Source organism: Nocardia sp. CA-135953 (assembly GCF_050955735.1).
Classification (GTDB): Bacteria; Actinomycetota; Actinomycetes; order Mycobacteriales; family Mycobacteriaceae; genus Nocardia.
Genome location: NZ_CP192082.1, coordinates 3,250,578 through 3,268,912 on the forward strand (window position 1 = coordinate 3,250,578; position 18,335 = coordinate 3,268,912).

Annotated in this window: 18 protein-coding genes; 12 read left to right on the top strand and 6 right to left on the bottom strand. The window is 66.5% G+C overall.

Annotated features, from left to right (window positions below):
- The first annotated feature begins 97 nt into the window (after positions 1-97).
- The 6 genes from ACQPXH_RS14895 to ACQPXH_RS14920 all read left to right on the top strand — a co-directional run bounded on the left by ACQPXH_RS14895 (position 98) and on the right by ACQPXH_RS14920 (position 7,303).
- The gene (locus ACQPXH_RS14895; RefSeq protein ID WP_433602927.1) at positions 98-1,117 is read left to right on the top strand and encodes a helix-turn-helix transcriptional regulator; all 1,020 of its coding nucleotides are present in this window, start codon (positions 98-100) and stop codon (positions 1,115-1,117) included.
- A gap of 22 nt (positions 1,118-1,139) precedes the next feature.
- Positions 1,140-2,177, top strand: a complete 1,038-nt coding sequence (locus ACQPXH_RS14900; protein WP_433602928.1) for a 2-dehydropantoate 2-reductase — start codon at positions 1,140-1,142, stop codon at positions 2,175-2,177.
- A 130-nt stretch (positions 2,178-2,307) separates the two neighbouring features.
- Positions 2,308-2,583, top strand: a complete 276-nt coding sequence (tatA, locus tag ACQPXH_RS14905; RefSeq protein WP_040691476.1) for a Sec-independent protein translocase subunit TatA — start codon at positions 2,308-2,310, stop codon at positions 2,581-2,583.
- Positions 2,584-2,687: 104 nt separating this feature from the next.
- On the top strand, positions 2,688-3,683 hold the full coding sequence (gene tatC / locus ACQPXH_RS14910) for a twin-arginine translocase subunit TatC (protein WP_433602929.1): 996 nt from the start codon (positions 2,688-2,690) through the stop codon (positions 3,681-3,683).
- Entirely contained in the window at positions 3,680-6,424 is a 2,745-nt protein-coding gene (locus tag ACQPXH_RS14915) for a DEAD/DEAH box helicase (RefSeq protein ID WP_433603461.1), read from the top strand. Before tatC ends, ACQPXH_RS14915 begins: the two co-directional genes overlap by 4 nt.
- Before the next feature lie 150 nt (positions 6,425-6,574).
- A complete protein-coding gene (locus ACQPXH_RS14920; RefSeq protein WP_433602930.1) occupies positions 6,575-7,303 on the top strand; it encodes a DUF4333 domain-containing protein in 729 nt (242 codons plus the stop codon).
- 254 nt (positions 7,304-7,557) lie between these two features.
- Here the strand turns inward: ACQPXH_RS14920 and ACQPXH_RS14925 are convergent, their stop codons facing one another.
- Positions 7,558-8,529 carry a 5'-3' exonuclease gene (locus ACQPXH_RS14925; RefSeq protein WP_433602931.1) on the bottom strand — a complete coding sequence of 324 codons (972 nt, stop codon included), beginning with the start codon at positions 8,527-8,529 and terminating at the stop codon, positions 7,558-7,560.
- Positions 8,530-8,618: 89 nt separating this feature from the next.
- On the opposite strand from ACQPXH_RS14925, the gene ACQPXH_RS14930 reads away from it, so the two are divergent.
- Positions 8,619-9,746, top strand: a complete 1,128-nt coding sequence (locus ACQPXH_RS14930; protein ID WP_433602932.1) for a M24 family metallopeptidase — start codon at positions 8,619-8,621, stop codon at positions 9,744-9,746.
- A 217-nt stretch (positions 9,747-9,963) separates the two neighbouring features.
- Here the strand turns inward: ACQPXH_RS14930 and ACQPXH_RS14935 are convergent, their stop codons facing one another.
- Entirely contained in the window at positions 9,964-10,374 is a 411-nt protein-coding gene (locus ACQPXH_RS14935) for a PPOX class F420-dependent oxidoreductase (RefSeq protein WP_433602933.1), read from the bottom strand.
- A gap of 139 nt (positions 10,375-10,513) precedes the next feature.
- Between ACQPXH_RS14935 and ACQPXH_RS14940 the strand changes: the two genes are divergently transcribed.
- From ACQPXH_RS14940 to ACQPXH_RS14960, 5 genes are all read left to right on the top strand, one after another.
- Positions 10,514-11,038, top strand: a complete 525-nt coding sequence (locus ACQPXH_RS14940; RefSeq protein ID WP_433602934.1) for a hypothetical protein — start codon at positions 10,514-10,516, stop codon at positions 11,036-11,038.
- Positions 11,039-11,081: 43 nt separating this feature from the next.
- Positions 11,082-11,837, top strand: coding sequence for an SDR family NAD(P)-dependent oxidoreductase (locus tag ACQPXH_RS14945; protein WP_433602935.1), 756 nt, complete (start codon positions 11,082-11,084; stop codon positions 11,835-11,837).
- Positions 11,834-13,081, top strand: coding sequence for a precorrin-6y C5,15-methyltransferase (decarboxylating) subunit CbiE (gene cbiE, locus ACQPXH_RS14950; protein ID WP_433602936.1), 1,248 nt, complete (start codon positions 11,834-11,836; stop codon positions 13,079-13,081). The genes ACQPXH_RS14945 and cbiE overlap by 4 nt, the downstream gene beginning before the upstream one ends.
- Positions 13,082-13,170: 89 nt before the next feature.
- Positions 13,171-13,752 carry a hypothetical protein gene (locus tag ACQPXH_RS14955; RefSeq protein ID WP_433602937.1) on the top strand — a complete coding sequence of 194 codons (582 nt, stop codon included), beginning with the start codon at positions 13,171-13,173 and terminating at the stop codon, positions 13,750-13,752.
- The gene (locus ACQPXH_RS14960) at positions 13,749-14,492 is read left to right on the top strand and encodes a cobalt-precorrin-6A reductase (RefSeq protein WP_433603462.1); all 744 of its coding nucleotides are present in this window, start codon (positions 13,749-13,751) and stop codon (positions 14,490-14,492) included. Before ACQPXH_RS14955 ends, ACQPXH_RS14960 begins: the two co-directional genes overlap by 4 nt.
- A 1-nt stretch (position 14,493) precedes the next feature.
- Here the strand turns inward: ACQPXH_RS14960 and ACQPXH_RS14965 are convergent, their stop codons facing one another.
- From ACQPXH_RS14965 to ACQPXH_RS14980, 4 genes are all read right to left on the bottom strand, one after another.
- Positions 14,494-15,024, bottom strand: a complete 531-nt coding sequence (locus ACQPXH_RS14965) for a PadR family transcriptional regulator (RefSeq protein WP_433602938.1) — start codon at positions 15,022-15,024, stop codon at positions 14,494-14,496.
- 445 nt (positions 15,025-15,469) lie between these two features.
- Positions 15,470-15,958, bottom strand: a complete 489-nt coding sequence (locus ACQPXH_RS14970) for a dihydrofolate reductase family protein (RefSeq protein ID WP_433602939.1) — start codon at positions 15,956-15,958, stop codon at positions 15,470-15,472.
- 86 nt (positions 15,959-16,044) lie between these two features.
- Complete coding sequence (gene cobJ / locus ACQPXH_RS14975) at positions 16,045-17,676, bottom strand: precorrin-3B C(17)-methyltransferase (RefSeq protein WP_433602940.1); 1,632 nt, start codon at positions 17,674-17,676, stop codon at positions 16,045-16,047.
- Positions 17,673-18,302: a precorrin-8X methylmutase gene (locus ACQPXH_RS14980; protein WP_433602941.1), complete on the bottom strand. Its 630-nt coding sequence runs from the start codon at positions 18,300-18,302 to the stop codon at positions 17,673-17,675. The genes cobJ and ACQPXH_RS14980 overlap by 4 nt, the downstream gene beginning before the upstream one ends.
- Positions 18,303-18,335 lie beyond the last annotated feature (33 nt).

Below are 18,335 nucleotides of genomic sequence, written 5' to 3' on the forward strand. Positions count from 1 at the left end.
GTCAGCGAGGCGCGGGCATGAGCGAGCGCAGCGAGCGAACAATGGATACAGCCGAGCACTCGCTCGTGCCGGAGCCGAGCGCCAGCGAGGTGAAGGCATGAGCGAGCGAACCAGGGCGCCAGCCGAGCGGACCACAGGCACAGCTGAGCGCAGTCGACTTTCGGTTCGGCTCTCACGGCTGCTCAATATGATTCCGTACTTCATCGCGAATCCGGGGATCAGTGCCGCCGAGGCCGCCGCCGATCTCGGTGTGACCACCAAGCAGTTGATGAGCGATCTCAACCAGCTGTGGATGTGCGGACTACCCGGTTACGGGCCGGGCGATCTGATCGACCTGTCGTTCTCCGAGGAGAGCATCGAGGTCACCTTCTCTGCCGGTATCGACCGGCCGCTGCGGCTGACCTCCACCGAGGCGACCGCGTTGCTGGTGGCGCTGCGCTCGATCGTGGATATGCCGGGCATGGTCGATCCGACCGCGGCACATGCGGCGATCGCCAAACTGGAATCGGCCATCGTCGGTGGCAAGACGGTCGACGAGGCCCGCGAACACCTGCCGACCGAGGCCCCGGCCGTTTCGACGGTGCGTTCGGCGCTGGCCCGACAGCGCGCGCTGCGCCTGGTCTACTACTCGGCGAGTCGCGATGTCGTATCCGAACGTGTCGTCGATCCCATTCGTATTGTGTTGGTGGACAACAACAGTTACCTGCAGGCGTGGTGCCGCGAGGCCGAGGGTGTGCGACTGTTCCGCTTCGATCGGATCGAGGCGGCTACCGAACTCGACGAGCCCGCCCACCCGCCGAGCCATGCGACCGAGGCGGCCGCCGCGCTCGACCTGTTCCAGGACGATCCCGCGGTTCCGTTGGCGCGCTTGCGCATTCGCGGCGATTACGGTTGGGTGCTCGATCAATATCCGATGCATCGGATGGCGGTGCACCCGGACGGCAGCATCGAGACGACCATGCGCTTCGCCACCATGGACTGGATGGCGCGGCTGCTACTCGGCTTCGGTTCCGGCGTCACGGTGCTCGGTCCACCCGAATTGATCACCGCGGTGCGCGAACGCTCGAATGCCGCGCTGGCCGCCTACGAAGCGGCCGGGTTCCTGGAGACCAGATGAATCGCACGGAGGCTGGAACGGCGTGAGTGAGGTGGTGGCACCCGCCCGGGTGCTGGTCTTGGGAGCCGGAAGTATCGGGTCCTTTGTCGGCGGAAAGCTGGCGGCGGCCGGCGCCGATGTCACATTCGTCGGCCGGCAACGGGTGCTGGACGAGATCAGCGCATCCGGGCTGCGACTCACCGACCTCGACGGCGGTGACGTCGCGGTGGCGGGGGATGCGGTGCGGGTATCGACCACACCGGAGGATGTCGGGTCCGCCGATCTGGTGCTGGTCACGGTGAAATCGGCGGCGACCGCGTCGGCCGTACGCGATCTCGACGGCAAGATCCGCCCCGGCACCGTGGTGCTGAGCCTGCAGAATGGGATCGGCAACGACGCGGTGATCCGTGAGATCCTGCCGACCTGCGTGGTGCTGGCCGGCATGGTGATGTTCAACGTCGTGCACCATCCCGACGGCCGCTTCCATCGCGGCACCGAGGGCGGACTGGCGGTGCAGGACGATCCGGCGCTCGCACAGTTCACCGACGTATTCGCGCGGGCCGGTCTGGCACTGCGGCGCTATCCGGACCTGCTGCCGGTGCAATGGGCGAAGCTGCTGCTGAACCTCAACAACCCGATCAATGCGCTGTCCGGCAGGCCGCTGCGCGAGGAACTGTCCGACCGTGACTTCCGGCGCTGCCTGGCCCTCACCCAGCGCGAGGCACTGGCCGCGATGCACAGGGCGCGCATTCGCCCTGCTCGGCTGACACCGCTGCCGCCGGAGTGGATGGCCCGGCTGCTGACCGTTCCGGACGGGATCTTCCGCCGGGTCGCCGCGACCGTGCTGGCCGTTGATCCGGAGGCGCGCTCGTCCATGGCCGATGACCTCGAACTCGGTCGCAAGACTGAAATCTCCTGGTTGTGTGGTGAGATCGTGAGCCTCGGCGCGATGGTGGGGCTGGCGACACCGGTCAATCAGCGTCTCATCGAACTGATCGTGGCCGCCGAACACGGCGACCGCCGCGACTGGACCGGACCGGAACTGTTGGAGCAACTGCGAACGGCCGCAGGACGATCTTGAACCCGGCGGGCCGCGAACTTCGTGTCGTATACGTGCGGCTGAACGCACAGCGAACGCGCGCCGACGCGGGCGTTCTCGCATGTCATAGTCCGGTAGCATCGGAGCTACCACATTCTTGGGAGGTTTGATTATGGGCAGTCTGAGCATCTGGCACTGGCTGATCATCGCCGCGGTCTTCGTGATGTTCTTCGGCGCGAAGCGTATGCCCGATGCCGCCCGCAGCTTGGGCCGCTCGCTGCGCATCTTCAAGAGCGAAGTCAGCCAGATGCAGAACGAGAGCAGCAGCGCACAGGCAAGTGCAGCACCGGTGCAGCAACCGGCCGCCGAACTGCCGCAGGCCTCGGCGGTCCAGCCGACGGTCGCGCAGCCGCAGGCCGAGCCTCAGGCCCAGCCGAAGTCGCTCTGAGCCCAGCCATGCCGCCGGGGTGAGTAGCGAACTCGCTCCGGTCCTAGTGCTGTTGCCCGCCGACCGCTGCGGGCACCGTCGACCCCAGGGGCCAACACACCACCATGCGAATCCCGTTCGATCCCCGGCGCAGTAAGCGCAGGACGAATCCCGACGGCACCATGTCGTTGGTCGAGCATCTGCAAGAGTTGCGCCGTCGGCTGCTGGTCTCGATCGCGGCGGTCGTCGTCACCACGCTGTTCGGCTTCTTCTGGTACGCGCACACGATCTTCGGTATCGAAAGCCTCGGTTCGCTGCTGACCGGGCCCTACTGTTCCCTGCCCGCCTCGTCGCGGGCCGTGCTCACCACCGACGGCGCCTGCCGTCTGCTGGCGACAGCGCCCTTCGAGCAGTTCATGCTGCGGTTGAAGGTCGGTATGACGGCCGGTGTGGTACTGGCAGCTCCGGTATGGCTGTATCAGATCTGGGCCTTCATCACGCCCGGTTTGTATGCGAAGGAACGCAAGTACGCGGTCGGCTTCGTCACCTCCGGTAGCGCGCTGTTCGTGACCGGCGCCGTACTCGCGTATTGGGTTGTCGCGCACGCGTTGAGCTTCCTGCTGAATATCGGCAACAATGCGCAGATCACCGCGCTGAGCGGTACGCAATACTTCAGCTTCATCATCCAGCTGCTCGTCATCTTCGGTGTCAGCTTCGAAATCCCGCTACTGGTAGTCGGATTGAATCTGGTCGGAGTGCTGCACTACGACAAGCTCGCCAAGTGGCGACGCGGAATTGTCTTCGGGCTCTTCGTCTTCGCTGCGATCGTGACCCCGCAGGACCCGTTCTCCATGCTGGCCTTGGCGCTGGCGCTGACGGTGCTGTTCGAGGTTGCCATCCAGTTCTCCCGGATCAACGACAAGCGGCGCGCACGTCGGGAGGCCGAGGAATTGGCGGCACTCTCGGACGAGGAAGCCTCGACGATCTCCGGCCCCGAGCCTGTCAACCCCGCAGATTCGATCATTGATCCGTCGGAGAAATCGGCGCGGGCTATGCCTACCCGCCCCGCAGGCGCAGCCGGCGACCATCCCCCCGTGTCGGACTACTCCGATACCCTCTGACCGTGACGTATCACCAGTCGCAGGCGGGCGAGCTGGCAAAGTTCTCTGCCGAGCTGACTTTCGGGTTGGATCCCTTTCAGCGCAATGCCTGTAAAGCCCTCGAGGGCGGGCACAGCGTGCTGGTCTGTGCTCCGACCGGCGCGGGTAAGACCGTCGTCGGCGAATTCGCGGTGCACCTCGCGTTGGCAGCGGGCGGAAAGTGTTTCTACACCACACCGATCAAAGCGCTGTCGAACCAGAAGTTCGCCGACCTGACCGAGCGCCACGGGCGCGACCAAGTCGGACTGCTCACCGGTGACCAGTCGATCAACCCGCACGCGCCGGTGATCGTGATGACCACCGAGGTGCTGCGCAATATGCTCTACGCCTCCTCGGACGCGCTGCGCGGACTTTCGTATGTGGTGATGGACGAGGTGCACTACCTCGCCGACCGTTTCCGCGGCGCGGTCTGGGAGGAGGTCATCCTGCATCTGTCGCCGGATGTGCGGCTGGTCAGCCTGTCCGCGACGGTCAGCAATGCCGAGGAATTCGGCGCGTGGATGGAAACCGTGCGCGGCGATACCGCGGTGGTCGTGGACGAGACCCGCCCGGTGCCGCTGTGGCAGCACGTGATGGTCGGGCGGCGGATGTTCGATCTGTTCGATACCGACTCCAGCGAGCAGAAGGTGCTCGTCGACGAGGATCTGGTGCGCTATATCCGCCACCGTGAAGCGGCGGACCGAATGAACGGCTGGGGTGGACCGCGCGGTCGCGGTGGCAACCGCAACTTCCGGCCGTTGCCGCGGCCGGAGGTGCTGGCCAAGCTCGATGAGGAAGGGCTGCTGCCCGCGATCACCTTCATCTTCAGCCGGGCCGGATGCGATGGGGCCCTTGCTCAATGCCTGCGTTCGCGACTGGATCTCAGGGGGACGGCAGTCGGCGGAGCCGCCGGGGTGGGTAAGAACAGCCGTGACGACGAGACCGAAGAGATCGACGCGATCATCGAGAAGCACACCGGGGATCTACCCAAGGGCGATTTGGAGGTGCTCGGCTACTGGGAATGGCGCGAGGCGCTGCATCGCGGCTTGGCCGCGCATCACGCGGGCATGCTGCCCGCCTTCCGGCATACCGTCGAGGAATTGTTCGTGCGCGGTCTGGTGCGGGCCGTATTCGCCACGGAGACACTGGCTTTGGGCATCAATATGCCCGCGCGGACGGTGGTTCTCGAGCGGCTGGTCAAGTACAACGGCGAGTCGCACGCCGAGCTGACGCCGGGGGAATACACGCAGCTCACGGGCCGGGCCGGGCGGCGCGGGATCGATGTCGAGGGCCACGCGGTGGTGCTGTGGCAGCCCGAGGTCGACACCAGTGCGGTCGCCGGTCTGGCCTCCACCCGGACCTATCCACTGCGCAGTTCGTTCCGGCCGGGCTACAACATGTCGATCAATCTGATCGATCGGATGGGCGCGGACGAGTCGCGGGCGCTGCTCGAGCGGTCTTTCGCGCAGTTCCAGGCCGACCGGTCGGTGGTAGGGCTGGTGCGCGGGATCGAGCGCAATGAGGGGCAGTTGCGCAAATTGCGAGATCAGCTCGGCGGTGAGGACGGCGGCTTCCTGGAATACATTTCCCTGCGCGAGCGGATCAAGCAGCGGGAACGTCAGATCGCGCAGCAGGGTCGGGCCGATCGCCGCGGGGCCGCGGTCGACGCGCTGGTCTCGCTGCGGCGGGGTGATGTGGTGGCCATTCCGTCCGGGCGGCGGGCCGGGCTCGCGGTGATTCTGGAGCCGGATGCCACGCCGGGGGATCCGCGTCCGCTGGTACTGACCGAGGACAAGTGGGCGGGTCGGGTATCGGTCGCCGATTTCCCGGTGCCCGCGAAGACATTGGGGCATATGCGGCTGCCGCGCAAGATCGATCACCGCACGGCACGGACTCGGCGTGATCTGGCATCAGCGTTGCGCAGCACCGGGATCTCGGCGCCGGGCCGGCCGCGGCGCGGTGACCGTTCGCAGGCGGGCGAGGACCGCGAGCTGTCGACATTGCGGCGCAGTCTGCGTTCGCATCCGGCGCATACGCGGCCCGATCGCGAGCAAATGAGCCGGGTCGGCGAGCGGTACAACCGGCTGCTACGCGAGACCGAGACGATGCGCCAGAAGGTTGCCGCGACCACCAATTCGCTGGCGCGCACCTTCGACCGGATCCTCGGCCTGCTCGAGGAACGCGGGTTCGTGCACGCGGGCGAAGTGACCGCCGACGGACGGCGGCTGGCCAGGATCTACGCCGAAAGCGATCTGTTGGTCGCCGAATGTCTGCGGCAGGGACTGTGGCGTGGGCTCGGTCCGGCCGAATTGGCGGCGGTGGTTTCCATTCTCGTGTACGAATCCCGCCAGGAGGGCGGCTATCTCGGCGCCAGCGGGCCCACCGAACCGATTCGCCGTGCGGTCGGCGCGACCATCGGGGTATGGAGCGAGTTGCGTTCCGACGAGGCACGGCACAAGCTGCCGCCCACCCGTGAGCCGGATCTCGGTTTCGTGACAGGTGTATACAAATGGGCGCGCGGCGATGGGTTGGCCGAGTCGTTGCTGGCCAGCGGTGATCAGAACGCGCCGCTGTCCGCGGGCGATTTCGTGCGGTGGTGCCGACAGGTGATCGATCTGCTCGATCAGATCCACGGAACCGCCGACGATGTGGAGATCGCCGGGACCGCGGCCAAGGCCGTCCGCGCGATCCGACGGGGTGTCGTAGCCGTGGACGCCGCGTAGCCGATTCGATTGTGATTTGATTTCTTTCGCGTACCGACCGTGGCGGAGGAGTCGGACAGGATCGCACCTCATACGGGATTGGTCCTGTTGTGCGACGAGTCTCACGCGGGGGGCTACCGTGTGTATAACGATGCGAGTGGAGGCAACCAGATGAGCGGCCCGTACGGACCGAACGACGCCCCTGGTCCCGGGGAGGGACGCAACGATCCCACCCAGCAGTGGGGCGGACAGCAGGCACCCGGTGCAGCCGGGCCGACTCAGCAGTGGGGTGCTACCCCGCAGGCGCAGCCGACTCAGCAGTGGGGCGATCCGAACGCGCAGCAGCCGCAGTGGGGTCAGCCGAATCCACAGAGTCAGCCCAGTCAGCCGCAGTGGGGCCAGCAGAACCCGCAGAGTCAGCCCAGTCAGCCGCAGTGGGGCCAGCCCCAACCCAGCCAGCCGAGTCAGCCGCAGTGGGGGCAGCAGCCGACCCCGCAGGACTGGTCCGCGCAGCAGGGGCAGCAGCAGCCCTGGCAGCAGGCCCAGCAGCAGCCGTGGCAGCAGCAGACCCCGCAGCCGAGCAGCGGCGGCAAGAGCAAGGGCCTGTTCATCGGCCTGGGTGTGCTCGCGCTCGCTGTCATCGGCGCCATCGTGGTACTGGTGCTCGTGCTGACCAGCAAGGACGAACTCGACCAGGCCGCCGTTCAGGACGGCGTCAAAAAGGTGCTCTCGGATTCTTACGGAATCCAGGACGTCGCCGATGTCTCCTGCCCCTCCGGCCAGCAGGTCAAGGTCGACGCGACCTTTACCTGCGACATGAAGGTCAGCGGCGAGCAGAAGAAGGTCACCGTCAAGATCACCAAGGACGACGGCACCTACGAGGTCGGCCGTCCGAACTGACGGTTCGTCGGTCGACAGGTCGGCGAGCGGGCGTCGGTGGGGCGGCCCGCTGCGCGGGCCTAGTAGGCGAGCGGGGCACGTTGGCGCGGCGACCAGGTACTCCTCGGGTAGGTCCCAACTCCTGACTCGGGCGGCGCAGCACCGAGCTGTTCGCCTGGTGGCGCAGAGGGAGCGACGGCCTCGCACAAACTGTGCAACCTATGCGAGGTCACTGGGTATGCGAGGCCTCGTGCTTGTGTATGGGATCGATGCGGTCACCCCGGGTGCGCCGCGGTCAGTGCCGCGATCAGGCGGGTGATGGGGCTTTCCGCGTTGTACATGGCGGCCAGTTCGCGGAGGCGGTCCGGGTCGGCGGGGGCCATGGGGAGGGTGTCGGGGCAGGACAGCTCCACATCGGCGTCGCAGACCACGCGGGTGACCGGGGCGGCGGCCTTCAGGTAGGTCTCGGCGGCGCGGAGTTTGGCGCGGATGCCCTGGGCCATATCGGCTGCGGGGTCGTCCACGGCCGCGGTGAGCGCGTCGAGGGAGCCGAAGCGGGAGATGAGCATCGCGGCGGACTTCTCGCCGATACCTGCGACGCCGGGCAAACCGTCGGAGGAGTCGCCGCGCAGGGTCGCCATATCCGCATAGGCAGGGCCCGCATTCTCCAGTGGCACACCATATTTCGCGGACACCTCGGCGGGACCGAACAATTCGGCCTTGGCCAATCCACGACCGGCGTAGAGCACGCGCACCGGCGGTGCCGGCTCGTCGCGGACCAGCTGGAGTAGGTCGCGGTCGCCGCTGACGACCACCACCGGATCGGTGCGCTCGCGGGTGGCCAGGGTGCCGAGCACATCGTCGGCCTCGAGTCCGATCGCACCGCCGGTGGCGATGCCCGCCGCAGCGAGCACGTCGAGGATCATCTCGACCTGCGGGGTCAAGGTGTCCGGCACGTCCTCGGCGCCGGGTGCCGCATCGGCGGTGGTGTCGAGGCGGTGGGTCTTGTAGGTCGGGACCAGCGCCACCCGGAATGCGGGGCGCCATTCCAGGTCCAGGCAGACGACCAACCGGCTCGGCTTGTGCTTGGTGACGAGCGAGGCGACCATATCGGTGAAGCCGCGCAGGGCGTTCACCGATCGGCCGTCGCGTGCGGTGATTTTCTCCGGAATCGCGTGGAACGCGCGGAACCACAGACTCGCGCCATCGAGCAACAGCAGGGGTCCACCGGAAGTCGCAGTGTTCACGCCGCTGAGGCTACCTGTCCGCAACGACAATCTCGGGTGATCGGTATTCACATTCGCGTTGATTTCGAGGGCGGGTAACGTCGCACGGTATGAGCTCGCACACGGAGTCCCGATTCGCGGCGGATATCTACAGTGATCGACTCGAGCGGGCGGTGCAGTTGATGCGCGCCGCTCATCTGGACGCGCTATTGATCACGCCGGGGCCGGATCTGCGCTATCTCATCGGCTCGGCGGCGGAGTCCTTCGAGCGGCTGACTTGTCTGGTGATCACGGCCGACGGCGCCACCCCCTCAGTGGTGATTCCGAAGCTCGAACTGGCCGCGCTAGAGGGTTCGGCCGCGGGTGAACTCGGTCTGCAGGTACTGGATTGGGTCGACGGCGTCGATCCGTATCAGCTCGTGAAGTCGTCGCTGCACGTCGGCTCCCGGGTCGCGGTCACCGATGTCATGCCCGCATTGCATCTGCTGCCGCTGGCCGAATCCGTCAGTGGACTGCCCACTTCGGCCACGCCGGTGCTGCGAGAGCTGCGAATGATCAAGGACCAGGCCGAAATCGAGGCTCTGCGACGTGCGGGTGCGGCCATCGACCGGGTGCATGCGCGGATGGGTGAATTCCTGCGCGTCGGGCGCACCGAGGCCGAGGTCGGCGCTGACATCAAGGCGGCGATCGTCGAGGAGGGGCATACCGAGGCGGCGTTCGTCATCGTCGGCAGCGGACCGCACGGCGCCGATCCGCATCACGGCGTGTCCGATCGTCGCATCGAAGCCGCAGATGTGGTGGTGATCGATATCGGTGGCCCGGTCGAGCCCGGCTACTACTCGGACTCGACCCGCACCTACGTCCTCGGTGAGCCCACGTCCACCGTGGCCACACAATTCGGGGAACTCGAGCGCGCCCAAGCTGCCGCGGTCGCCGCCGTCCGCCCCGGTGTCACCGCCGAATCCGTCGACGCCGCAGCCCGAAACCTGTTGACCGAAGCCGGTTTCGGTCCCGCCTTCGTCCACCGCACCGGCCATGGCATCGGTCTCTCGGTCCATGAGGAGCCCTACATCGTCGAAGGCAACAGCCTGGTCCTGGCACCCGGCATGGCCTTCAGCATCGAACCCGGGATCTATTTCCGTGGCGATTGGGGCGCACGCATCGAGGACATCGTCGTGGTCACCGAAGACGGCTGCGAGTCGATGAACCAGCGGCCGCATGGTTTGACAGTGCTCTGAGCCGTGCTGTGCCTGATTGACGGCTGGGGTGCGCCATCGCTACTGGCCGTGAATTCGTCGTAAGAGTGACCGCGCTGTGAGCGGCGTGGCGCATGCGCAACTACAGTGACGGCGCCCCGGCGCGATGATTCTTCGCGCCTGAGAGGTGGTGCGGTCAGCAGGGGCGCGGCGAAATGTCCTGGGATGCAATGACTTCGGGTTCGGGGTCGGCGGTGCATCAGGCCGGGGTAGGCGCGAGGGTGCTGCTGGAGAGTACGCGCTGGACTCGAATGGCGATGACCACGCGGGTCGGGTTCTCTCGGGGAACTCGGTAGCGGCCCGCGTATCGGTGCACGGCTTCTGCGACGTTGTCCGGATCGTCGAGCACCGTGGCCGGGCCTTCCAGGGTGATCCAGCGGATTCCGTCCACCTGGCTTACCGCCGCGTAGCCGGAGCGCCGCACATTGCGCACCTTCACCGAGCCGTCGTTGGTGATCACTCGCGCGATCCCGGCTTCCGGATCCCAGGTGAAACCCACCGCGACCACATGCGGCGTGCCGTCGGCACGCAGGGTGGTCAGGGTCGCGAGGTGGCGTTCGGCGACGAATTCGAGTGCGGCAGTGGACAGCTGTGCGGTGCTGGTCGGCATCCCCTGACCGTAGCGGTATGCGGGCCGTCCAGCACCGGCACATACCGAGTCCGCACGTCTGGTACGAACTGGTCAGTTCGGTGTTTCGTGCGCGCTCGGATATTCTGAGCGCCGAGATCGACAATCGAGGGGTTCAGGGATGCAGAGCACGGCTGTCCAGTTGGCCGCTCGATGGTGGCAGTGGGCCATGTCGATTCCGATCGCCAAGAATCCGGTCTGCGACGAGACCGGGGCCTGCGCGGCCGAAGCCCAGCCCGACGATGTCTGGTTCCTCGCCGGGACGTTCGGCGGCAAGGCCAGCCGAAGCTGCGCCGTGCCCTACGGTCGCCCGATCTTCTTTCCCGCCTTCAATATCTTCCAGAAGGTCGAAAGGTCGTTTTTCCAATTCGGCAGCCGACCGCCGGTGGTACCGACGGCGAGCGGCCACGCCGAGCTGAACGGCATCGCATTACCGCTGCTGGAAGTGACCAACCGCGCGGCGTTCCCCATCAACCCGGCGGCGGGCGGCCCGTTCCAGGTGACCGGCCGTTTCAAGGCGACAGCATGGGGGCTCTGGTGCAGGCTGGACGACCTGGTCCGCGGCGACTACATCCTCACCTTCGGTGGTGAGTACGAGCCGGGCGGCTTCTGGGTCGAGGCCTCCTATCAGCTCGAGATCGTCTGACCTGGCGGATCGGCACAGCGGGGTGGGGTGACAGACTGGCGGCATGGGATCGCGTGGAATTGCCGAGGGGCCGGTGCTGGTACTCGGGGGCCGCAGCGAGATCGGGCTCGAGGTGGCGCGACGGCTGGCGCCGGGGCGTGTGGCGATACTCGCGGCGCGACGCAGCGCGGAGTTGACGCAGGAGAGTGCGGCGGTTGCGGCAGCCGGGGCGACGGCAGTGCATACCGTCGAATTCGATGCGGACGATACAGCGAGTCATCCCGCGCTGCTGGAGAAGATCGCGGCTGAGCACGGAGGGATCGGGGTCGCTGTGGTCGCATTCGGAGTGCTCGGGGATCAGGCGCGGGCCGAACGGGATCCGGCACATGCGATCGCGGTCGTGCACACCGATTACGTCGCGCAGATCAGCGTGCTCACCATCCTCGCGAATATGCTCCGGGCGCAGGGCAGCGGGCATCTCGTCGTCTTCAGCTCGTTCGCGGGCGCGCGGGTGCGGCGAGCCAACTACGTCTACGGTTCGGCGAAGGCGGGTCTCGACGGATTCGCCGGCGGTCTCGCGGATGCGTTGCACGGCAGCGGTGTTCACCTGCTGCTGCTGCGTTGCGGGTTCGTCATCGGCCGGATGACCGTTGGCATGGACCCGGCACCGATGTCCAGCACCCCCGACCAGGTGGCGGATGCGGTCGTGCGCGGCCTGCATCGTCGCGCCGGTCGGGTGTGGGTCCCCGGCATTCTGCGTCCGCTCATCTTCGCGATCCGCCTACTGCCCCAACCCATCTGGCGTCGGATGCCGCGGTGAACGGCGGTGCGCGGTGGAGTGGGCCGCCGATCGCTGTCATCGGTATCGGTGCCGACGGGTGGAGCGGTCTCGGCGAGGTTGCGCGCGAAGCGGTCTCGGATGCCGAAGTGGTATTCGGATCGGTGCGGCAACTCGAGCTGATTCCACAGGATGTCGCTGTGGCGCGGCGGGAGTGGCCTTCGCCGTTGGTCCCTGCACTACCCAGTTTGTTCGCCGGCCACACCGGTCGGCAGGTATGTGTGCTGGCCAGTGGTGATCCGATGTTCTACGGCATCGGAGTGACGTTGGCGCGGCTGTTCGGCGCGGATCACCTGCGGGTATTTCCGCAGGCATCATCGGCATCGCTGGCATGTGCACGGCTGGGTTGGGCATTGGCGGAAACTCCGGTGGTCAGCGCGGTGGGGCGGCCGGTCGAGTCGGTGTTGCCCGAGTTGGCGGACCGGCGGCGGGTCCTGGTGCTGAGCGCGGACGAGCACACCCCGGGACAGCTCGCGGGACTGTTGCGGGACAATGGTTTCGGGGAGTCGGCATTGACCGTGCTCGAGCAGTTGGGCGGCCCGCGCGAAAGGGTCGCGCGCGATCGCGCGACGGGGTGGGAACTCGCGGCGGGGGACCCACTCAATATCGTCGCGATCGACTGCGTCGCCGACCCGAAGCATCTGCGGGCGACGCGTGTGCCCGGACTGGCGGATGAGTTCTTCGGCGGTGACGGTCAACTCACCAAATCCGAGGTCAGGGCACTGACACTGGCCGCGCTGGCACCCGCGCCCGGGGAATTGCTGTGGGACGTCGGCGGCGGTTCCGGCAGTATCGCGATCGAATGGTGCCGCACGCATCAGAGCTGTCGGGCGGTCAGCTTCGAGCGACTCGAACACCGGCGGCGGCAGATCGCCGACAACGCCGCCGCCCTTGGTGTTCCATACATCGGTGTTTTTGGAGAGATACGCACCGATGTCGAAAAATCTACCGAATTGTCACCTCCGGACGCAATATTTATCGGCGGCGGGCTCACTCAGGATGGCGTACTCGAGACATGCTGGTCGCATCTACGCCAGGGCGGCCGCTTGGTGGCGAATGCGGTGACAGCGGAATCCGAAGCATTGCTACTGAATTGGGCCGCTGCGCACGGCGGTGAACTGCGGAAGTTTCAGATTTACCGGGCCGAAGCCCTCGGCAAGTTCACGACCTGGCGTCCGCAATTGCCGGTCGCCCAGTGGGCAGTTGTGAAACGCGGCTCGGTCTGAAAACCTCGCGTCGCGGGTGAAGTGGACTGTAGGGTCGGTGCCCGAGATCCGGACGTTATCGCCGGATCCGCGTCCTATTGGGGAGATATATGAAGTACAAGAAGTTTGCCGCCACCGCGATTATGGCCATTGCGGCCACCGGTATCGCGGCGGGTACGTCCGGCGCCGCTCCGCTGGCACCCGCGCCTGTCGTGCAGAACCAGGCCGTGCCCGCCGTGCAAGGCGAGGACCACGGTGTGAACTACGCGGTGCAACTCGTCGACAAGTCGATCGTCGCGGCGGTCACCGGCGGCGCGTTCAGTCTGGATGCCGACCAGAAGTACGTCACGGTGAAGAACACCGAGGGTGCGGCCGTCACCTCGATTCCGCTGCAGGCGCAGGTCGGGGACCAACTGATCCTGATCGCGGCCACCATCGACCCTGCCGGCGGGCAGCTGACCCTGACCCCGCAAGTCGAGCCGACCGCCGCGATCAGCGCCGAGGCCATCTCCTCGCAGGAGTGGTTCTTCAGCGAACTGCAGCGTGCCTCGCTCGGTGCCGTGATCGGCGGCATCATCGGATTCTTCTTCTTCGGCATCGGTCTGCCGGTGGGTGCGTTGATCGGACTCCTCATCGCGGGTGGTCCGAACCTGATCAATGCGGGCATCGCCTACTTCAGCGGGCAGCCCTGAAAACTCTGATTCTGGGCGGCACTCGGGAAGCCAGGGAAATCGCCCACATCGCTTCCGGCGAGCGAGGATTCGATATCGTCTCCTCGCTCGCCGGTCGTGTTCGCGACCCGCTGCTGCCGGAGGGGCCGGTGCGGATCGGCGGCTTCGGCGGTGTCGAGGGTCTACGGAAGTGGTTGGCGGACAACGAAATCGCTGCCGTCATCGATGCCACACATCCGTTCGCGGGCACGATCAGTTCGAACGCGGCCGCTGCCGCAACGGATCTCGGTTTGCCGCTGGTGCATGTGCGGCGGCCGGGTTGGTCCGAACAGCCGGGTGATCGGTGGATCCGGGTGCCGGATCTCGACGCGGCCGCGCAGGCGATTTCGCAGCTGGGGGAGCGCGTCTTCCTGACCATCGGTCGCCAAGGTGTCGCCGCCTTCGCGGGCTTGACCGACCAGTGGTTCTTGATCCGTGCCATCGATCCGCCCACCGGCGCGCTGCCGCCCCATCACGAATTGCTGCTCGCGCGTGGGCCTTTCGCACCCGCGGACGAGCAGCGCCTGTTGACGCAACACCGGATCGACGTGCTGGTCACCAAGGACAGTGGCGGCGATCAGACCGCCGCCAAACTGGATGCCGCTCGCTCGGCGGGCCTTCCTGTGGTCGTCGTAGACCGCCCCGAGCCGCCGCCCGGCGCGGTGGTCGTGGAATCCGTCGACGCGGCGTGGAAGTGGTTGCGGGAGATCACATCCCGCTGATTCAGCGGCCGAGCAGTTCTGGCAGGCGGTCGAACCAGGCGAGTACGGTGCGCTCGTAGCCGATGCCGAATTCGAGGGTGGCGCGTTGATACGCGGACATGTCGGTGTGGTCGTCGGTGAGGTAGCGGTCGAGGCGCTGCTGGTGAATGTCCTTGTTGGCGGCAATGATTCGATCGAGATGGTCGGGATCGACGTGCTTGCCGAAGGATAGGGTCAGTAGTAGCGGGACCCGAATGGTCTCCGCGCCGGGGTCACGGGCGATCCATTCGAGGAATGCCTCGCGACCGGCGTCGGTGATCTGATACGGCGTGCGTTCGCGTGCCCCGATCTCACCTTTTTCGACGAGTCCGGCCGCGTCCATGGCGGCCAGTTCCCGGTAGACCTGGCTTTGGGTAATGGTCCAGAAATCGCCGATCCGGTCCTGGGCCTCGGTCGCCAGATCCCAGCCCGACATCGGACCGTCGTGCAGAAATCCGAGCAGCGACGCCGCCGTGGAATTCAGCGATTTGCGTTGTGTCGAGGTGTTCGCCAAGGTACTGCTCCTCTCACTCTCAACGTTCCATAGTGGAATGTTATACGACTCCTGCCCACACCTGTTGGGGCTCCCACGACGTGTCGCTGAGATTCGACTTGTCCTAAGACGTACGCATCTGCCGAACTCGCCTGTCGCGAGGTCAAGGAACGCATCCTGACCGGCGCGTTACCGATATGGGATCGGGCTGGTCGCCGGACTACAGGAGATCGAGCGGATTGCTCGCGACGACCTCGCTGGACTGACTGCGGTGTTCTACTCCGTCAGCTACTCGGCTTCGGTATTCCCGCGCTGCTGGCATTCCTGCATCAATCTATCAACCTGGAATACCCGATGTTCGCGGCCGCCGCTGTTGGGGCGGCCGGATGCTTGGCGCTCGTCGTCGGGAATTACCGCGCCTGAGAATTGTCGGGAATGCCGATCCGCATCCCCGACGAGGCCGCGGTCAGACGCTCTTCGGCCGGTAGTGCAGCTCGGTCACCCCGCACTCGAAGCCGGTGGCGGAGACGAGGTCGAGCCGGGTGGTGCCGCGGAAGACCGGCAGGCCCGCGCCGATCGCGGTCGGATTGACGAACAGGTGCAGGTCGTCGATGAGGTCCCCGGCGATCAGATTCGCGACGAGGGTGCCGCCGCCGTAGACGATGATGTCGCCCCCCGGTTGGGCCTCGAGGTTGTCGATTGTCTCGGCGAGGTCGCCGCCCGCGGCGACGGTATTCTCCCAGGGCGATTCGGTGAGGCTGTTGGAGATCACGACCTTGGGCGTGTTGTTCATCTTGTCGATGGCAACCTGGGGCTCGTGTTCCGGCTTGGAGGCCCAGTGCGGAATGAAGCCTTCGGCGAGTTTGCGGCCGAGCACGATGGTCTCGAATTCGGCGGAAATGGCGGTGACGCGGGCGGCGAGGTCATCGGACCACTGGAATGTGATCCAGTCCATCTCACCGTTCGGGCCGGGACATGTAGCCGTCGATGGTGGTCTGCACCTGGAGTTTGAGCTTGCGCATCGGGGTTGCCCTTCCGAAATCAACGCTGGTAGCGCCGCGAAGTGTAAACCTTGGTGCCCTGCTCGGACTCGATTACGGCGGTGGTGGAGGCACCGATGATCAGCAGCGTGCGCATATCGACCTCGGCCGGCTCGAGCTCGGCAAGGGTGACCACACGGATGGATTCGGTGGGCCCGCCGACATCGCGACCGAGCACCACCGGGGTGTCGGGCTTGCGATGCTCGAGCAGCACGTCACGCATCGCCGCGACCTGCCAGGTGCGCTGACTGGAGGCGGGGTTGTAGATCGCGATTGCCATATCGGCCGCCGCGACCGCCGAAAGTCGTTGTGCGACAATCTCCCACGGCTTGAGTCGATCCGAGAGCGAAATCATTGCGTAGTCGTGGCCGAGCGGCGCACCGACCCGGCTGGCGACCGCATTGGCCGCGGTGAGCCCGGGCAGCACGCGCACCGGCACCCCTTGCCACTGCGGATCGGTGGATTCCTCGAGTACCGCAGCGGCCATCGCGAAAACCCCGGGGTCGCCAGAGGACACGACAACCACCTTGGCCCCCTGTTTCGCTAGATCCAATGCCATGGCGGCACGTTCGGATTCCACCCGGTTATCGCTGGCATGCCTGTGCTGCCCGGGCCGCGACGGCACCCGATTGATATAGGTCGTGTAGCCGACCAGATCGGTGGCCTCGGCGAGTGCGCGTTCGACTTCGGGTGTGGTCCAGTCGGGTGAGCCCGGGCCGAGCCCGACCACCACGACCTCACCGAAATTACTCGAGGTTTCCTCGACTCGTGAGCTGTCGAAAGGAACTGTCTGCACAGTGCGGGATTCGCCGCCCGCAGCCTCGGGCGCTGGCCTGGAGAACTCGGTGTCACCCCGCGCGCCGATCATCTGCGACTGCCCCTGGCCCGGATTCGTAAGCGACAGTGGGGTTGTCGGCTGCGGGCCGGGAACGAGGGTGATGGCGAAGTACGGTACATCCGCATCCTCGACGTCGTCGGCGGCGAGTACGCGCTGGCGGGTGCTGCTCGCGCGTTCGATGTAGTAGGCGTCGGCGAGGCGGCCGGAGTCCGAGAGGGCTTGGCGCACACCGGGATAGGTGCGGCCGAGCTTCATGATGGCGGCGGCGTCGGTATCGCGGAGGCGGCGGGTGAGCTCGTCGGTGGGCATGGTGCCGGGCAGGACGGTCAGTACCTGCTCACCCTCGACGAGCGGGGTGCCGAGGGCCGCTGAGGCCGCGCTCACCGAGGTTATGCCGGGGATGATCTCGGCCTCGAACCGGTCGGCCAACCTGCGGTGCATATGCATGTACGAGCTGTAGAAGAGCGGATCGCCCGCGGCGAGCAGTGCGACGGACCGGCCCGCCCCCAGATGGGTTGCCAGGCGTTCGGCGGCCTGTTCGTAGAACTCGTCGATGGCGCCCTGATAGCCGCCGGGATGATCGGTCGTCTCGGTGGTCACCGGATAGATCAGGTGTTCCTCGAGTTGGCCCGCGCGCATATACGGCGCGGCGATGCCACGAGAGATGCTGCGACCGTGGCGTGCGCTGTGGAAGGCGATGACATCGGCCTCGGCTATCACCCGCGCCGCCTTCACCGTCACCAGCTCCGGATCACCGGGGCCGAGTCCGACGCCCCACAACTTGCCGTTGCTCACTCCTGTTCGCTCGCAATCGCATTCAGTGCCGACGCGGTAATGGCGCTGCCACCGCGCCGCCCACGCACCGTCAGATATTCGACCCCGCCGAATTCGATCAGCGCTTCCTTGGATTCGGCAGCGCCCACGAAGCCGACCGGAATGCCGAGGATGGCGGCGGGCCGCGGCGCCCCCGCATTGATCATGTCGAGCAGATGGAACAGTGCGGTCGGTGCGTTCCCGATGGCGACCACCGCGCCCTCGAGGCGATCGCGCCACAACTCCAGCGCCGCGGCCGACCGCGTATTGCCCATCGCCGCAGCCAGTTCCGGCACTCGCGGATCAGCGAGGGTGCAGGTCACGTCATTGTCGGCGGGCAACCGCTTGCGCGTCACGCCGGACGCGACCATCTGCGCATCACAGAGAATAGGAGCCCCCGCCCGCAGCGCGCCCCGCGCCGCCGCCACCACTCCGGGCGAAAACGCCACGTCCCCGGCCAGATCCACCTGCCCGCACCCGTGAATCATCCGCACCACGACCTGCGCCACATCCTGCGGAAACCCACTCAGATCCGCCTCCGCCCGAATCATCGCGAACGACCGCCGATAAATCTCGGCCCCATCACTGACATAACGAACGTCGGACATGCCCCCCACCATATGAGCCCTCCCTCCCCACGC